14 protein-coding genes are annotated in these 16,948 nt (G+C 62.8%); 5 read left to right on the top strand and 9 right to left on the bottom strand.

Annotated elements, in window-relative coordinates:
- Positions 1–86: 86 nt before the first annotated feature.
- The 6 genes from GKIL_RS11480 to crn3 form a co-directional block, all read right to left on the bottom strand.
- Positions 87–2,219 carry a TIGR03986 family type III CRISPR-associated RAMP protein gene (locus tag GKIL_RS11480; RefSeq protein WP_023173779.1) on the bottom strand — a complete coding sequence of 711 codons (2,133 nt, stop codon included), beginning with the start codon at positions 2,217–2,219 and terminating at the stop codon, positions 87–89.
- Positions 2,216–2,785: a type III-D CRISPR-associated protein Csx19 gene (gene csx19, locus GKIL_RS11475; RefSeq protein WP_023173777.1), complete on the bottom strand. Its 570-nt coding sequence runs from the start codon at positions 2,783–2,785 to the stop codon at positions 2,216–2,218. Before csx19 ends, GKIL_RS11480 begins: the two co-directional genes overlap by 4 nt.
- Entirely contained in the window at positions 2,782–4,296 is a 1,515-nt protein-coding gene (locus GKIL_RS11470; RefSeq protein ID WP_023173775.1) for an RAMP superfamily CRISPR-associated protein, read from the bottom strand. The genes csx19 and GKIL_RS11470 overlap by 4 nt, the downstream gene beginning before the upstream one ends.
- A complete protein-coding gene (locus tag GKIL_RS11465; protein ID WP_051382795.1) occupies positions 4,286–6,796 on the bottom strand; it encodes an RAMP superfamily CRISPR-associated protein in 2,511 nt (836 codons plus the stop codon). Before GKIL_RS11465 ends, GKIL_RS11470 begins: the two co-directional genes overlap by 11 nt.
- Positions 6,797–6,815: 19 nt before the next feature.
- Entirely contained in the window at positions 6,816–8,561 is a 1,746-nt protein-coding gene (locus GKIL_RS11460) for a Cas10/Cmr2 second palm domain-containing protein (RefSeq protein ID WP_023173772.1), read from the bottom strand.
- A 93-nt stretch (positions 8,562–8,654) separates the two neighbouring features.
- Positions 8,655–9,617, bottom strand: coding sequence for a CRISPR-associated ring nuclease Crn3/Csx3 (gene crn3 / locus GKIL_RS25730; protein WP_023173770.1), 963 nt, complete (start codon positions 9,615–9,617; stop codon positions 8,655–8,657).
- 75 nt (positions 9,618–9,692) lie between these two features.
- Between crn3 and GKIL_RS11450 the strand changes: the two genes are divergently transcribed.
- Entirely contained in the window at positions 9,693–11,081 is a 1,389-nt protein-coding gene (locus GKIL_RS11450) for a TIGR03985 family CRISPR-associated protein (protein WP_023173769.1), read from the top strand.
- Positions 11,082–11,138: 57 nt separating this feature from the next.
- On the opposite strand, the gene GKIL_RS11445 is transcribed toward GKIL_RS11450, so the two are convergent.
- Complete coding sequence (locus tag GKIL_RS11445) at positions 11,139–11,522, bottom strand: GIY-YIG nuclease family protein (protein ID WP_081705227.1); 384 nt, start codon at positions 11,520–11,522, stop codon at positions 11,139–11,141.
- Between the two features lie 27 nt (positions 11,523–11,549).
- Between GKIL_RS11445 and GKIL_RS11440 the strand changes: the two genes are divergently transcribed.
- The gene (locus GKIL_RS11440) at positions 11,550–11,768 is read left to right on the top strand and encodes a hypothetical protein (protein WP_041244680.1); all 219 of its coding nucleotides are present in this window, start codon (positions 11,550–11,552) and stop codon (positions 11,766–11,768) included.
- Here GKIL_RS11440 and GKIL_RS11435 read toward each other — a convergent pair.
- Positions 11,765–12,598, bottom strand: coding sequence for an aldo/keto reductase (locus GKIL_RS11435; RefSeq protein ID WP_023173766.1), 834 nt, complete (start codon positions 12,596–12,598; stop codon positions 11,765–11,767). The genes GKIL_RS11440 and GKIL_RS11435 overlap by 4 nt on opposite strands.
- A 433-nt stretch (positions 12,599–13,031) precedes the next feature.
- Between GKIL_RS11435 and GKIL_RS11430 the strand changes: the two genes are divergently transcribed.
- From GKIL_RS11430 to GKIL_RS11420, 3 genes are read left to right on the top strand one after another with little or no spacing between them, the layout of a single operon-like run.
- Positions 13,032–14,075 carry a choice-of-anchor tandem repeat GloVer-containing protein gene (locus tag GKIL_RS11430; RefSeq protein ID WP_187293803.1) on the top strand — a complete coding sequence of 348 codons (1,044 nt, stop codon included), beginning with the start codon at positions 13,032–13,034 and terminating at the stop codon, positions 14,073–14,075.
- 42 nt (positions 14,076–14,117) lie between these two features.
- Entirely contained in the window at positions 14,118–14,792 is a 675-nt protein-coding gene (locus tag GKIL_RS11425) for a Coq4 family protein (protein ID WP_023173764.1), read from the top strand.
- Positions 14,789–16,060, top strand: coding sequence for a glycosyltransferase (locus GKIL_RS11420; RefSeq protein ID WP_023173763.1), 1,272 nt, complete (start codon positions 14,789–14,791; stop codon positions 16,058–16,060). Before GKIL_RS11425 ends, GKIL_RS11420 begins: the two co-directional genes overlap by 4 nt.
- On the opposite strand, the gene GKIL_RS22655 is transcribed toward GKIL_RS11420, so the two are convergent.
- On the bottom strand, positions 16,049–16,888 hold the full coding sequence (locus tag GKIL_RS22655; RefSeq protein WP_023173762.1) for a phycobilisome rod-core linker polypeptide: 840 nt from the start codon (positions 16,886–16,888) through the stop codon (positions 16,049–16,051). The two genes, GKIL_RS11420 and GKIL_RS22655, sit on opposite strands and share 12 nt — an antisense overlap.
- Positions 16,889–16,948 lie beyond the last annotated feature (60 nt).

Raw genomic sequence — 16,948 nt, 5'->3', positions numbered from 1 at the left:
TTTTCGCGAGAGTTAGTGGGCAGAGATGACCTTCCATTTCCCTAAGGGCGCATAGCTACAGACTGCTGGGCTGGTGCAGCCTGTGGCTATGGCAGGTTGAGTCCGTGAGGGCCATCGGCCAGATCCGGGAGCGATTTGCGGCGTTTTGGATCTTCATTGGCTGTGAACCAGCGGTAGGATTCCCCTGCAGGATTGGCGTGAGGGGTGATCCGTGGATAGTAGATGGGTAGCCCGTCACCATAGCCCTGGGCAGAGCGCAAGAAGGCGGCGATGAAGCGCACCCGCTCGAAAGGCTGGCTGTTGCCGTAGGTGCTGGCGACAGCTTTTTTGAAGGCCGCGACTGGGCCGGTCGTGGCAGCAAGGCTACTGGTTGTCTGGGCCAGCAGGTCGGCGTAGTACTCGCTCCAGCCGGTGCCGGTGCGCAGGTCAGTACCGCTCCAGTCGATCGACAGGCGCACACTGCCAAAGCCCAGAGGCTTGCCGCCGCCCAGGCGGTGGTAGTGACGCTCGGGCAGATCCAGCAGCCACAGCAGGGCACCGAGTTCGACCTCCGAGAGGTTGGTGATGTCGATGTCGAAACGGAACTGCCGTTCAGGTTTCACCCAGCCCAGGATCGAGCGGTTCTGATCGTCGCGGGGCTCGGTCCCGTTCTCGGGTCGTCGGTATTCCTGGAGTTCTCGCTGGGTGCGATCCTGGGTCGGTGAATTCCAGTAGTTCTGTGACAGGTTGGCATGGTGGGGATAGACCTTGCGCCCGCGCAGGCTGCGTTTGATCCGCTCGTATGGATGCATGTAGCCGTCTTCTTTGGGGGTATTGGCCTGTAGCGCTCGACCTGCAACGTCCTCGGCTACATAGAAGCGGATCTGCTGGGGCTTGGGTTGCCCCAGGATCGCAAGTGGGACACCTGGGATAGCGAACCGCTCGGCGGCATCGTCGGCAGTGCAGGTAACTGGGCCGATGCGCAGGTTGCCCCGGTAGCTGCCTGTTCCGTCCTGGTTCACCCAGCCGAAGACGCGCTCGGCGGGAGAAAGCTCCTGCAAGGCCGTTGCCGGGTGTAGTGAGGCGTCGAGCAGGTCGATGGGAGCCGCGTCATAGAGCGCCCGCGAGATCATCACCGGGTAGAGGGCGTATACCCCGTACCGGCCCTCGTGATCCCGATCGACTGCGGCGTAGCAGAGAGTACCGGTTTTCAGTTCGGTTTCTGATTCACCGCCTACGACCTGGCGCGACCAGTGGGAGTGGGCGAGGGCGGGAGGACCCGAACGGTTTTGTCTGCGCTCCTCGGCGTGGATGCTCTGGTAGTTGCGGATCAATTCGCGCCACTGGGTTTTCAAATCGGCGGTGAGAGGGGCAACGGGCAACGGGTCGGCTGTTGAGAAGAACAGGCGCTCATCATGTTTGCCGTCGATGTTGTGCTTCGGCGGGTTGCCGGTGCCACCAGTGAGGCAGACATAACCTTTTTGCTCGCGCATGGGACGTCCTGTTGGGACGTGATAGCGACTCGGACGACTGGGTTGTGGTGCTCTTCCCAGGTTCTCACCCGCTCTGACGAGCTTGCGTACTCTCCAGTATTTGAATGGTCTTTGTCTCGGCGAACGTGGGAGACGCTCTATTTCTTCTAACCATGCACCAGCCAGATCACCGTGTTGCATACCTGCGAAGCCAACTGCAGTTGCCGCTGAAACTTCGCCAGTGCTTGTGTCGTAACGAGGTAGCCAGGCAGCATACATGACGCTGTTCGGTATCTGCCAGTGGCCGTTGTGCAGGGCAGGCAGGTTGTTATTGGTGCCCAAAAGAATCTGGATCTGGTTGCCCTCGATCCGTACTGGCACCAGGCTGAGGCCGTCGCGGGCAGGCATGCGATAGGCCAGACGCTTGTCATGACCGAAGAAGACCGACAGGCGCGAGTTGGTGACGGCTTCGTAGGCCGAGCGCAGCATACCTTTGAGGCTGGTGGGAGGCAGGTAGGGTCTGCCATCGGCTCCCAGGCGCAGAGGGTAAGTCTTGTGCTTTGTCTGGTCATTCTCGCTCACCCTGGCTGTGTCGAGGAGCAGCAACGGGGTGACGGTAGTGAGTGTGACAGCGATCCGCCCACTGTAGCGGTCAGGGTGGAGGCGATGGTGGCTGGGAGGAATAGCATCGCCCAGGTGCCGGTCGCCCAATCGGCGCGGTGGGGCGGGAACGAAGTTGTAGGGGTTGTGGAAGCGGGAGTGGGTCATGCTGTTGCTCCGGGAGGTTTCAGGCTTAGACCGGTAAGACATTCTTCGACAACAGCGACGTTGCCGTGATCGCCGATTTCACCCAGGTACTCGCGCACCTGGAGGTAGACGCAGGCTCCTTTCGGCAGTGGGGCGAGGGGGATAGCGATCGCTCCCATGCGCGATCGGCCCACCCGGCTCCAACCAGTGGCTAAGTCCGAATCGATCTGCTCGCCCCAGAGCAGATAGGTTCCGGGCAGGGCTTCCAGGAAGTGAAGAGGCATGATGTCTTCTTCCAGGCCGTTCTGCTGCGTCTCCGAGAGCAGCACCGCCCGGCCCTGACCGTCGTGGGTGTTGAGCCAGCGCAGTTCGCACGCTTCGTTAAAGACCCGCGCCTCGAAGACCGGTGTCAGGTCGATGTCGCCCCCAGCGTCGATGAGGAGGCCATCCTCAAAGCGGGCAAAGGTGCAAGCGTTGGAGCTGTAGAGCAGGGCGATCGCCCCGGTGAGAGGCGCGGCGCAGTTGGTCAGAGCCTCGGCCAGGGATAGATTGTTGCTCGTGCGTCCGTGTAATACTCGTTCGCTCATGGTGCTTCCTCGCTCTGCTGGTCTATCCAGTTTTTCCAGGCGGTCTGCAGGGTGGTGAGGAGCTTATAGTCGAGCGCTGCGAAGTCCCCAACAACCAGAGTCGCTTCCTGCAACCCGGAGAGTTCGGTCGGTAGACCGCTACCCTCGATCTCGACCCGCTCCACGGCCACCGCTCCCATACCCCGCAGGGCGGCAAACCCGAGGGGGATACGGTTCTTGCCCAGATCGCGCAGCATCAACAGCAGCAGGGCGAGGATCGGGAACTGGAGTGATCCGTCCAGGCGCTTCGAGTCGAGGTCGAGGTCGAAGCGCAGCGGTTCCCAGGTGAGGGCGTGGGGCTCCAGGACTGTGAAGAGCATGCTGTCGGCGGCCCCGCCGGTCCAGCGATCGATGGCGACGTGGTAGCTCTGCTGTAGCCTACCGTCCAGGCCACTGGTGCGAAGGGCGCTTTGCAGACTGCCGTCGCTGGTGGCCGTTTCGATGGCGTTCCACTGGTCGGCGGCGATCTGGTTAATCGCGTAACAGTCGTCCACGCTCAGGACACCGGCGGCGCGGTATGTGTTTGCACTGCCGAAAAGGTGTTTTACCAGGGGCTGCTCGACCTGGGCCAGGAAACGGCTTCCCGAATTGCGCTCCTGCACCTCGGGCCGGTCGAGGAGCGTGCAGACGAGACGTTCGCACCAGGAGCGCAGAGTCCCTTTGATGGCGCTGCCCGGTAGGCAGAAGCGCACCGCATCCAGCCCCACGGCACTGACCAGCGGCAACATATCGACCGCCAGACCATCGACGCCCGACTTGACCATCAGGGGGCCGAGAGGACGCCAGTGGACCGTGAAAGTCAGCCAGGGACGGGTGCTATGCTTTGCCGGGGCAGGCAGGGTTTCGAAGCTGACGCTTTCACCTCCGTCTTTGAGGGCGGCGAGCATCCCCGCGCGGGTAGAAAGTTGCTGGACTTTCACGCTCGGCGCATCGAGTTGCACCCGTCCGAGACCACGGGTCTTGCCCGCTCCGAACCGTACCTGCCCGCGCTTGAGGGCTTCGAGCAGGGCGAACCAGGAATCGGAGGCGGCTTCCCAGGTGGCTTCGTCGGTAAAGTCGATCGTCACCCTGAGCGGAATGCGCGTACCGCGAGGCAGCACGCCCCGGTCGTACTTGATGCCGGTGGCTGCTGTGCCTGTTTGCCGGTCGATGCCGACGCCGTTGCGGATTTCAGTTTCGACCCGCCCGTTGATTGGGGCGTCCTCGACGATGACGAGACTCGCGTGTCCCTCTTCAGGGCGCTCCCGGCTCGTGCGCGGCCCCCAGAAGTGGTCAGTGCCGCCGTCGAAGTGCTCGAACCAGCTTCTGAGGACTCCGGCGAGGCTCGTGCCGGGGATGTAGTGTGTACCGTTGCCGTTGACGGCAAGGGCCAGATCCACGTCGGCATCGCCGCCCATGCCGCCTACGTGCAGCGCAGTGCGGGCGACCAATTCGCCTTCGAGGCGCACGCGAGTTTTGACTTTACGAGCCATGGGGTGTCTCCTCCTGCTGTTCGACTTCGCGCCGGTGGGCACGGATACAGGCGTCCACGAGCATCCGCACCGCCTCGAAGCGCAGTTCATTCTTGAGCCGGTTCAGCCCGTCGCTCGTGCAGACAAGCTCTTCCAGGGACAACCGCCCTTCTGACTCAGGGCCGCTCAGCACCTGCCAGATGCGAGCAGGATCGTTCACCAGTTCGCTCAGTCGTTCGAGGCTGCACTCAGGCCAACGCTCCCGGTGGTTGCTGCTGTTTTCGAGCCGTGAGCGCCACTGATTGAAAAGCTCAAGGTTGTTGCGGGCGCAGGCGACCAGGACCGAGCGCAATGCCCCCAACTGGCTTGAGGGGGGCTTACCTCCCTGGTCTTCGAGACTAAAGCCAAGCAAGTCTTTGCGCTTCTCGGGCGAGGCGGCAACCGCCAGCACCACCCGGCGCAGGTTCGCCCGCCACACCTCCTGCTCGATCTGCCGGGCGTAGGCGTAGAGGTCATGGTTCTGGGCGTTGATAAGCGCCAGCTTGTTTTTAGGGGACTCGGAGGCTTGTTCCTGAAGCGCTGTCAGTTCCGAGAGCTTCGTACTCAACAGCGGGTCGTCGAAGCTCAGTTGGCCGTAGCCCTCGGCCCGGCGCTCGCCCAGGCCACCGGCTTCGAGGCGGGTGAGATCTTCAAGTCGGATCTGGCCGTCTTTTATGCTGAAGCGGACACAGCTTCCTGCCTGCAATCCGGCGAGGGAGGGGCGGGGCAAATTCCAGCGCGTGTGCCAGGACTCGGTGCGGCGCTGGCGGGTAAAGGCGCTCTCGCCCTCTACCAGCAGCTTCACCCCCAGTTCCGCTTCCAGGGCAGAGCGCAGGGTCTCGACTGTGGTGGAGGGCCGCAGGCGTTCGTCGCGCAACAGCAGGTCCGAGAGCAGCCAGACCGTCAGGGTGGATGGGGCCTGTGAGGGTTGTTCGCTTCTTGCTGGGAACGGGGTGAATTTACCTGCACAGGAGATCTGGATCTGGCCGTAGTCGTCTTTTTTGGCCTGGCCAACGCGCTCGGTGCCCCCGAGGAGAGTGCTCCAGTTGGCCTGCTTCGCTTTCAGCCGCTCTGCCAGTTCAGTGCGCAAACGCAACTCGGCCAGGAATCTGGTTCCGGCGGGGATGGCCTCGTAACTGTAGACGCCGCCTACGGATTCATCGGGGCGCTGCCTGTCGTCTGCGACGGTGTTATGGGTCTGCAGGCGCAGGGAAATCTTGCCGAGAACGGGCAGGTGGGCCGCGTCGGTCCTGCCAAGATAGCCTGCTCGACAACCTTTGAGCTGGCCTCCGATGTTCTCTTCAAAGCGATTGAACAGGTTGCCTTCCTGCTCGAAGCCCTTGCTGCCCTTGCGCTCGAACAGCGCGTTCGGCACGGGCTGGCCCCGTTCTTTGTTTACCGCCAGCGTCGCGGGGGTGACGACCAGGTCGCCCCGGACGATAGCCGCCCCCAGGGGCACCCCCAGTTGCTGCAGGCGGCGGCTGACGATGGGCAGCAGGAGTGTTCCGGGGATGTAGTCCAGGGTCTCGACGACGTTACCCACGGTGCGGGCGGCGATGACGAGGGGGGTGCGGGCTTCGATGTTGAGTACCAGCCGCTGCCAGCTCCCCCCGGAGGTTGGCTCGTCCGCCGCTGTCCCGTCTGCAGGAGGCCAGGGCATCGGTTCGGGCGGTGGGCCGGGATCTTCGGTGCTTTCGAGGACCGCGAGCCAGCCTTCGGTCTCGGGGTGATGCAAGGTAAATTCGCAGCGTCCGTTGCCGCGCCGCCGCTTGCCCCCCAGGCGCTCGACCATCTTCGCCCCGGCGGCAAGCAAAGCCAGTGCTACTTCTCGGCCCTTCTTCGAGGCGATGGCGTTCAGACTGCACTCGGCCTGGAGCACCGCGCCCTGGCGCACCATTTCTTCAAAGCGCAGAAAGTCGTCCTTTGCTGTTCCCGTGGCAGCGTCGATCGCCACGCCGGGTTTGACGAAGGTGAGCCCTTCCAGCAAAGCCCGCCGCTCCGTCAGGACGCGGCGCAGGGCAGGATCGAGGCGGGCGGGTCTGACCGAGAGGGCCGCGCCCACCGGGGCCAGACCCGACGCTTGCTCTGCCAGGGCAGGCTGGTCGCCGAAGAGGTATTCGACCCACCGGCTCCAGGGGCCGTTCTTGTTGCCGTCGTCGAGACCACAGGCCACCAATTCGCAGCCATCGCGCCAGATACCGGTGAGGGTCTTGGCGGGAAGAAACGGCAGGTCTTCGTGGTCGCGGCGCACGAGCCGGTCGATGTCGCCGGGACGACCGTATCCCGCCCCGACGTGCCAGTCGCTCAGCATCTTCACTTTCAAGACAAAATCGATGGGAAGCGTCGGGCTGGGGCGCTCGGCAGAGCCGCCTCCGGGCGGTGAGTTCGCCTGGGAGCGCGCCTGGCTGGCCGGACTGGAGTTGGACCGGGTGGCGGAGTTGCCCTGGTTCTGTCTGTTTTTTCTTTTGTTTTTTCTAGACATGCTCGATCTCGTCTTCGTTTCAGGAAGAGGCACCGTAGAAAGCAGCCGCATCGAGGGCATCGAGCAACGCGGTGGAGCGCACCCCGTCCGATTCGACCCGAAATAGAGACGGCACCTGTTCATCGCCCGACTGGTTGAACTTGCTTAGGCCCTGCTTTGCGTAGCGGTGGTAGATGAGCCGGAAACGGGCATCAGCCTGCTCATAGCCGAGGAATAGTCCCGAGCGCAGCTGGTGCATCTGGCTGTTAGGCAGGGCGCGACGACCGTCCTCACTAGGCTTATTCACGGCACCAGGTTTATTCAGGGCGGCGATGCGGTCTTTTAGACACTCGATGCGGTGCTGCTCGGCCCAGTCAAAGCCGGTTGCTCCTTCGAGTAACTCCCGTGGAGTAACGACGAAGGGACGGCTGTGCAGGACGGTTTTGCCCTTATCTACTGCCAACCGCCCTCGGATGTCGTCGAGTTTTACCGCCGAGCTGTCGTAGAGGACGTGGAAATCAAGGGCCGAGCTGGGCCAGGGCTCGGTCGGTTTACCGGGCTGATGAATCTTCGATTTGACTTTTTTGGCTTCTTTGATAAGGTCAGCCGCCAGATCGTAGGCCAGCGAGAACGGGAAGTGACGCTTGACGATGGCCACCCCGGCGCAGGCTGACAGGCGCGGTTGCCCGAGCGCTTTCTTCGCCAGTTCCGGCACGATACCTCTGTAGAGGTCGTCTCCGAGGCGCTCGCTCGCGGTGTAGTCCTCGAAGGCGCATAGAAATTTGTGCGTGAATTCGAGAGCCTGCCTGCCGTCGCAGATCACCGTCAGGTCGTCGCCGCCCAACACCAGCGGCACTAGGGGGAGAAACCGATCGCGCCGGTCCGGGGCAAGGTCCGGGGCAAGGATGCTCGCCGCTTCGAGAAACGCCTGCTCAGTGCAGCGGTCGAGGGCCAGCGAGAACCGCCGCAGTTGCTCGACATAACGGCGATTGTCACCGGCGGTGCAGGCTTCGATGTGTTTGTGGAACCGCAGGAAAATTTCACCCAGGCCGTTGCCGTCGGCGTGGACGACTCCGAGCCATTCGAGCCTGTCAAATCTGTCTTCGAGGACGCGAAGGTTGTCAGGTAACCTGCTGCCCTCGGGGGCGTTGCGCAAAAGCCGCTCGATGCGCTTGAAAGCTCCGGGTCCAGCCCCTGCTTTGGCGTGGCTTGACCGGGAAATGGGCTCGAACCTGTCCTGGGGATTCAAGACCCGGATATTGGCGGGCAGGCCACTGGTGGCGCATTCGTCTATAACCGGCAAGCGCAACGAGCGCAGCATCGGTCCAGGATGACTCGCCCGCTCCGCCTCGAAAGCGCGATGGACGCAACGGTTGACCTCGCCGAGCAGGTCGCGATCCCAGTCGAATTGCCGGCTCACTCCGAATAGATCCAGCCCCGGAGCCTCCCGTAGTGCCCGCGCTGTTGTTTCCCGAACGAGTGCCTTGGCCGTCTGGGGGGTCTGCGTGAGCAGCAGTGCCTTGCCGGAGGTGGCGACGATCACCTCTACGGCAACCGACTCCGACGATTCGATCGCCCGGTTGAGGGAGGAGTCGAGCAGGTTGCGGCGCAGCCGGGCCGGGTCGTCGCTCCAGAGCGCCGGTCCCCCGGCCTCTGCCACCGCCTCCAGAACCCAGCGGGTTCCTGCCAGATAGGTCAACTCCGATGCGCCGAAATTTTCTTTCAGTTTGTTGGTCGAGAAGATGTAGTTCTGGTTGCCAGAAGTTTCAAGTAAGGTCAGGTACATGGGGAGAATTGGTTGCAGTATCGATTGGTCCGCAGGATAGGTTAACCGAGTCCAGTCATCGGGTGATGGGATTTGACCATTCGTTACACAAACTCATGAGTGAGAAGGAAACAGCAGGGAGCGCAGGCGGTCCAGCAGCATAGCGGGGATAGGGACGGGGGTACCGCGCCGGAGGGGACCGCAGGTAAGTTCGAGGAAGGGGGTGCGCTGATGGATGATCTCGCTGGGGTTGAGGGTGCTGTGGACGACGGCTACGGGAACGAGGTTGCCCCGGTCGCGGCAGAAGGTGTGCCAGGCTTCGACCGCTTCGGGGCGGGAACTGACGATGAGATAGTGGCTGCAGGCTTCGAGGAGGGGCTGCTTCTCAGGCTGGACCATACCGCCCACATCCACGATCACCAGAGCCTTCTGGCGGCGCAGGTGCAGGATCGCCTCGGCGTGGTAACCGAAGAAGCCAGCGCTCATCGTTCCTTTATTGGCGGCGGCGAAGGCATTGGTTCTGATTGGGGTGGTTTCCGGCCCCAGTTCCAGCAGATAGTTACCCTCGCCGTCCCAGTTGGCCCGCTGCAAAAAGACCTCCGGGCATTCGGTCAGCAGCACCTGGAAAAGCGCGTGAGCCAGGACGCTCTTGCCGCTATCGGGCGGTCCCACCACCAGCACTGCCGGGGCGAGAACCGGCGGGTGCGGTCGGGGGATGTTCGGGGGCATCGCCTCGAAGGGGAGTACCTGGCCGAGGTATGCCCCCGGAACGTGGCTCTCGACCACCACTGCCCCGAGGCGCGGATCGTAGATAGCGATCCAGGCGGCACTGTGGTAGCGGTGGACGAGGTGGCCGTACAACCAGAGCGGTCCCCTGCCGCTGATGACGAGCCCGACGCCGTGGACTGGCTCGGGCAGAAGCAGGCGGGGCAGATCCTCCGGTTCGAGTCGCCGGTCGGGACGCAGCAGACGGATCTCCAGCACCTGCAGGTGTAATCCATGCCAGTGGCGCGGGACACTGAGATCGAAGGTGGCGGCCTGGAGGTCCATGGTTTTGGCTTGGGGGGACAGGAACATCTTCCTCCCCATTGGAAGAGGGGGTCTTCCAACGGCGGGAGTCCATTTCCACTCGATGCAATAGAAGAGGTCTAGATGTTCTTCGAGTACGCCCCGGACGCAGCGGTACTGGACGCCCTAGCCGGGGGACAGCTGGCAGGCAGAATGCTGCGGGCGGTGCGCCTGTGGTGGATTTTGCGCTTGCTCTACGGTGACGGGAACCACGGGAGCGCACCGGGCAACCTCTTCAACGCCCCCCGGTTGATGAAGTGCTTATACGCTCCCGGCCACGACTGGGGTGAGCGGCGCACCTCCGATGGCACTAGCTGTCCTGGCTGCCTCTGTACTCTTTCTCTCGAAGCCCTGCTGCACCGCTTCGATGCCGATCTACCTGTCGAAACCTGGTGCCTGGAGGTGTCCCGGCGCACAGGTCTAGCTCCGGAGTTGCTTCGGCGGTACCTGAAGAAGCGTCCATTCGCCATCGTTGCCCGCTCGCTCCGCGACGACCTGCAACACCTTTGCCGTCTGGGCTGGTTGCAGCGGGACGGAGCCAGTGGGTTGTACCGCCGCCGCCTTGTGGAGGAGTTCCCCCGACTCCTGCCCGAGGAGCAGTCCGCCGTTCCTGCTGTCTATCGCCGCAGCGTCGCCCAGGCTCTCCAGACCGTTCAATTTGCCTACCCTCAACTGTATGCCCTCGTCAACGAGTGGCAGGGCGACGACGACACCGACCGGCGCATCTTTGTCGAGTTCGATTACATTCTTTCGGAGGAAGACGCTGAGCGCGTCGATGACTATCAGGAACAACTGCGCGGCTGGTGGGAGGCGGGCGACCTACGCCCTGTCACTTTCGCCTACACCCTGTCCACCGACCGGAAAGTGCAGATCTGCGTCTATCCGGTCTGCCTGCACTACGTCCGCCGCGCCAAGTACCTGAGTGCCTACGGGCTGGGGCCCGAGGGCCACATCGGCTGGCACAACTATCGCCTGGACCGAATTGCCTCCACGACTCTGAAACCCTTAGACTGGGCCGATCCGCAGGTTCCGGTTGCTCTGCACTCCTGCAGGCAAGACGGAAACTTACCCACTCCGGCTTACGTCCGCAAGGCGCTGAACGAAGCCTGGGGCTTCAACTTCTACCTGCCCGCCGCCCTGCTTCTGCTGCGCTTTCCCGCCGATTATGCCGCCCGCTGGCTGGCCAATACCCACCGCCACCCCACCTTTGGCCCCATCCCCTACGCCCAGTTGCCGTCGCTCATCCGCCGCCACTATTCCGACTCCCGAGAACAGCAACCGATGCTTGCCCTGGTAGCCCGCCGCCCTACCAGTGACGCTTACTACAAGGCCCTCGTTCGCCTGGGCGACACCAATCTCACCCTGCGCCTGCGCGAATGGCGGCCCCACGGCGAAGTTCTGGCACCTCTGGCCCTACGCCGACAGATGGCCGAAGAAGTGCGCCTGGAGTTGCATCACTACGCAGACCTTTAGCTGTCACCGCCCTTCGCCCATTACGGTGCGCGCAGGCTGATGAGCCAGACGCAAGCTCTAGTTGTTTACCAGCCGGATGCCTAACTTTGCTGCCAGCAGAACGGTGGCTCCAGGATCGATCACTAGCGCTTCTTTGGTGGCCTTGCCCAGGCGCTTAACCGCCGCTTCGAGGCGCAGAGCAGCGCTGCGATCTTCTACCGGCCAGGCAGCGGCCAGAGAAGCAAAACCAGCCATGCGCACGAAACGCGCTCCTTTACCGCTCGCGTGCAGCTCCAGCCGCCGGGCCAGGTCGCTTGTCTGGCCGCAGTAGAGGGCTCCATTGCGGCAGCGCACGAGGTAGACCGTAACCTGGGCAATAGGCTCATCGGTAGTTGCCAATCGGTCCCCGGCAGTGGCAAATTGGCTCTGCACTTCATCCCGTCCCTGGCTATGATGATCCATTTTTTGGGGATCCCGCTGCAGTTTATTTTGTTCGTCCTGCTCTGGCTTGGGATCGGCTATCTGAGTTTTAGCCTGGCTCGCAGCACGCGCCGCAACTGGCGGCAGATCCGGCACCATCACGCGATTCCCTGTACCCGCTGCCGTTACTTTAGCGGCGAAATGGTGCTCAAGTGCCCGGTCAACCCCAAAGCCGCCCTCACCGATCAAGCAGTAGACTGCCCCGACTTTATGGGCCGGGTGGATTAGAGCATCTCCAGCGCTCGCGGTCCACGGGGAGGCGGAAAGGCCCGGTCCAGTTCGGCCAGATCCGCTTCTGTCAGCACCAGATCGAGGGCGGCGCGATTCTGGCGCAGGTGCTCGCTATTGCCCGCTTTTGGAATAACGACGACGTCCTTTTGTCTGAGCAGCCAGGCAAGCGCTATCTGGGCGGGAGTGGCCCGGTGGCGATGGGCGATGGCCTGGAGAGCGGACTGGCCCAAGAGACGGCCCTGCTCGACGGGCGAGTAGGCCATCAAGGGTAAATGGCGCGCCCGGCTCCAGGGAAGCAACTGCCACTCGACGCTGCGCCGCGAAAGGTTGTAGAGCACCTGATTGGTCGCCACTGCCTGCCCACCCGCCAGGGCCGTCAACTCCTCCAGATCGCCCACGTCGAAGTTGCTCACCCCCCAGTGGCGAATCTTGCCACCGGCCAGCAGTTGCTCGAAGGCCGCGAGTGTTTCAGCGAGGGGCACCCCGCCGCGCCAGTGCAGCAAGTAGAGGTCGAGCCGGTCGGTGCGCAGGCGCTTGAGGCTGCGCTCGCAGGCGGCGACTGCTCCTTTGTGGGTGGCGTTGTGGGGATAGACCTTGCTCACCAGAAACACCTCGTCCCGCCGCCCGCCGATCGCTTCGGCTACCACCTGCTCTGCGCCCCCTTCGCCGTACATCTCGGCGGTGTCGATGAGCGTCATCCCCAAATCGAGGCCGAGCCGCAGCGCTGCAGCTTCGGCGCGAAAGCGGCGCGGGTCTTCGCCCATCCGCCAGGTACCCTGACCGAGGGCCGGTACGGTTGCACCAGTGGGAAGGGCAACAGTCTGCATACAGGTTCTCCATGCTTTTCACACTCTACGCCCGGACGAAAGCGCCAGGATGCGCCTGCTGGCAGAACACCAATGTGTGCCCCTGCCAGAGCAAACACAATCCTTAAGTATCCGTTTGAACAAACGGGCTTTACAGGACTGTGGATTTTATCTATCGCTCTTTCGTGTCTCTCATACTTGGAACATTAACCTAACGGAAGATAACCAAGAGAAATCCTCCTGCTATTATTAGTGCGCCTTTACTCCCCCAATCAGGAGAATTTTGATGAATTTGTTCTTATCGAGTTCACCTTCATCCCTGGTAGTTCCTGCAGGGCACCTTCGTCGCCCGCTGAGCAAAGCCTGCTGTGACTTGCTGCTGTCATCCCTCCGCTATGGGGTGGTGGCTCTCGCTCTGGTGCTCAGTGGAGCTTTATCGTTGCAGGCCCAGACGTTGACAACGCTGCATTCGTTCAGCGGCAGCGACGGTGCTAATCCTGTTTCGGGCGTAACGCTCGACAAAAAAGGCGCTCTTTACGGCACGACCAACGGCGGTGGAGACAGCAATTTCGGCACGCTCTTCCGGCTGGACCCCGATGGCAGCTTCGCGGTCCTGCACAGTTTCGACCTTGCGAACGGCGCTTTCCCCACCGGCGACCTGGTCCTTGATCGATCGGGCAATCTGTTCGGCACGACCGAGTTGGGCGGTGCGTCTGGGTTCGGTACTGTTTTTAAGCTGGCTGACGACGGTAGCTTCGACGTCCTTCATTCGTTCAGCACCGCCGATGGCAGCAACCCCTACGCTGGCCTGCTCCTCGATAAAAAGAGCGGCATCCTCTATGGCACCGCTTCTACGGGGGCCAATTTCTCTGGTGGCAGCGTCTTCCAGCTTCTTCCCGACGGTCCTTTGACTGTCCTGCACGCTTTTGCCGGCGAGGGCAGCAATCCTTTTGGGGGTTTGATCGTCGATCGCAGGACCGGCGTCTTTTATGGCACGACGGCCAGTGGACCCACCGGCCAGGGTACGATCTACCGGATGAGTGCCGGGGGGGCAGTGACCGTTCTGCACGTGCTGAGCGGCAACGACGGCTCCGCCCCGTTTGCCGCTCTGGTGCGCGACAAAGACGGTAACCTTTTTGGCACGACTACAGAAGGTGGTCTTTTTGGCCAGGGCACTGTCTTCAAGCTGGCTCCAGACGGTACTTTTACTGTGCTGCACGCCTTTGGCGGCAGCGATGGCTCCGCGCCGTTTGCCGCTCTGGTGCGCGACAAAAAAGGCAACCTGTACGGTACGACCATCGGCGGCGGCAGTTTTGGCCAGGGCACCATCTTCAAAATTGCCGCAGACGGCACCTTCAGCACGCTCTACTCGTTCAACGGCAGCGACGGGGCGAATCCCAACGGCAGGCTGGCGCTTGGCCGGGGGGGCAGTTTGTTTGGCACCACAGCTACCGGTGGCAGAAATGGCAGCGGGACGATCTTCAAACTCGACCCCTGAGGCGCGATGCTACAATCCGCTCGTCCCCCTGGAGGAGTGCCGGTGTTCGCTCTACGCGGTTTGCGCCTTGAATTTCTGACGACGCTGCGCGGAGCACTCACCCTGGCCCTCGATCCGAGCCGGGCGGATGCGACCCCCGACATCGAAGACGGCCTGATTCGTCTGGAGGCGACCAAAAAAGCAGTCGCCTTTATCGAGCGCCAGCCGGGGATGGAAGCTTTGATCGCCGAGCGCTATCTGGCACCGCCGCCGGATCTGGCGGCCCTGGCCCGCCTGCCCGCCGGTTCGCTCGGCCAGTCCTTTGCCGCCTACATGGACCAGACGGGTTTTGACCCGAACTATTACCGCGCCTTGCCGATCACCGACGACACCGCGTACCTGCTCACCCGCTTGCGCCAGACCCACGACATCTGGCACCTGATTACCGCCCTGGGTAGCGACGTCAGCGGCGAATTGGGGCTGCAGGCGTTCTGTCTGGCCCAGACCCGCCTGCCCCTGCCGGTGGTGCTGCTGGCTGGGGGGATGCTGAAGGTGCTCTTTACCGCTCCCGACGAACTGGAACAGTTGCTCGACCGGATTGCCGTCGGCTATCGGCTGGGAGCGCGAGCGAAACCGCTCCTTGCTCAAAAGTGGGAGGAGCACTGGGAGAAATCCCTGACCCAGTGGCGGGCCGAGCTGGACATCGATGTCGAGCTGGTGGGCCGCTACCTGCCATGAGGATCTTCGGTGTGATTCTTCCGGCGGCGACTGGACACTTTAATCCGATCGCCGCCCTTGCCCATCGCCTGCAAGCCCAGGGGCACCGCCCCGTCTTTTTGATGGTGCGCGACTGGCAGCAACAGGTAGAAGCAGAAGGTTTTGATTACTATCCTGTGCTGGAGGCGGAGTGCCCTCCGGGATCGTGGGCGGGCATTCTTGCGAAGGTGAGTGCCCTCGACGGTCAGGCCAATCTCAAGTACACCATCGAGTACTACGAGCGCGAGGCCCGCGCCCTGTTTCGGGATATACCCGCCGCCGTCGAAGCCCTGGGCATCGAGGCTCTGCTTATCGACCAGACGGTATTTGCCGGAAGCACAGTGGCCGAATATCTGGGCCTGCCCTTCGTCACGGTCTGCTGTGCCCTGGCCCTCAACCGCGAGCTGGACATTCCCCCTGCCCCGTCGCCCTGGGACTACCGGCCCGATCTGTGGGGCCGGGTGCGCAACCGGGTCGGGTATGCCACCCTCGACTGGCTGACCCGCAAGCTCTGGCGGACGCTGCAGCAGCAGCGCGCCCACTGGCATCTTCCCCGGCGGACGCGCTGGGGGGGCACCGATTCGCCCTTTGCCCAGATCAGCCAGCAGCCGAGCGGCTTCGATTTTCCGCGTCGGCAATTGCCCAGACACTTTCATTACACCGGTCCCCTGAGGGGAGCGTCGCGCTCCCGCTCGCCTGCCTTCCCCTTCGAGCGCCTCGCTGGCCAACCGGTGCTGTACGCTTCGCTGGGCACGATCCAGAATCGACGGCCCGAAATCTTCAAGCTGATCGCAGCGGCCTGTGCCGGGCTTGGGGTGCAGCTGGTGATTGCCCACGGCGGCGGGCTCGACGAGCGCACGGTGGCCGACCTGCCCGGCGATCCGATCGCCGTCGCCTACGCTCCGCAGCTCGAAGTGATCCAGCGCTCGACGGCGGTGCTCACCCACGCGGGCCTCAACACGACGCTGGACGCCCTTACCCTCGGCCTGCCAGTCGTGGCACTGCCCCAGGTCCACGAGCAGCCTGCCATCGCCCGCCGCATCCTCTGGACGGGTACCGGCGGCGTGCTCTGGCCGGCGCAGTTGAACCCGGACGCCCTGCGTTCGCTGATTGTCAGGGTAATCGAGGAGCCTGCCTACCGCGAGGCCGCCGGGCGGCTCAAAGCGGAGATTGCAGGCTCCGGTGGGGTGGAGCGGGCCGCCCAGATCTGCGAGCAGGTCTTTGTCGGGCGCAAGGTGCTAGCTGATTAGATTCCGGCCCGAGACCAACAGCTCCCTCGGTTCGATCTTGCGCAATTGCCCGGTGCGGTTGAGGTTGGTGTCGCTGCCCGCCTCTCCTCGATACAGTCTGAGGGTACGGCCAAAGGCACCGCCGGACTGGCCCACCTGGTAGTTGAAGGTGCGCCAGTAGGGCACGATCGTCTCGCCAAAAGCCTGGCTGTACTCGTCGCTATCGATGTACGAGTCGATGTCGGCGTCGTAGCCGGAGGTTTGATAGCGATCGAGGTGCTCGGCAATCTCGGCCTGGTTGTAGGGCGGACGGCCCAGCAGGTGCTTGAAATTGAGTTCGATGAAGCGGTCGTTCGAGGTGCAATAAAAGAACCGCTGTTTATAGAGATCGGACTTGGCGAGCAGACGCACGAACTCGCGCACGCTAATTGAGCGGTTGGTGAGTAGCGATTCTGCCTGGGTCAGCCGTTCGCTCTCAAGGACGTAGGTGTTGCCAAAGATCTGCTTGTAGGTGGCGGCGATGATCGTCTGCAGATCGGTAACCGAATCGCTGGACCACAGCTCGACCGCGCGGGGCTCGGCACCGACGGCAGTCAGATCCAGGCGGTTCTGCTCGCTTACCGAGGCTTCGTCGGCGGGGACGACCTCGATGATCCGGCCTCCCTTGGCCTTGATGTAGGTCATCTCGTTGAGCAGGCGGTCGAGAGAGACCAGCAGGCTGTAAGTCGTAGCACTCGGGTCGTAGGTCTCAGGACTGGACCACGAGAGATGGGTCGTTGCCGGAGTCGGATCGACGGTGAGCTTGAACAGCTTGCCGCCCCGCGAGTTATTGCTGGTAAGCAGATTCATGGTGGGTTCTCCTGATAACTGGCCGTAAAAAACAGGGCTGCCTGTAGAGGCAACCTGACT

It is taken from the genome of Gloeobacter kilaueensis JS1 (genome assembly GCF_000484535.1).
In the GTDB taxonomy this organism is placed as follows: Bacteria; Cyanobacteriota; Cyanobacteriia; order Gloeobacterales; family Gloeobacteraceae; genus Gloeobacter; species Gloeobacter kilaueensis.
The sequence above is the reverse complement of the archived record's forward strand: the minus strand, read 5'-3'. Positions and strand labels throughout refer to the sequence as shown.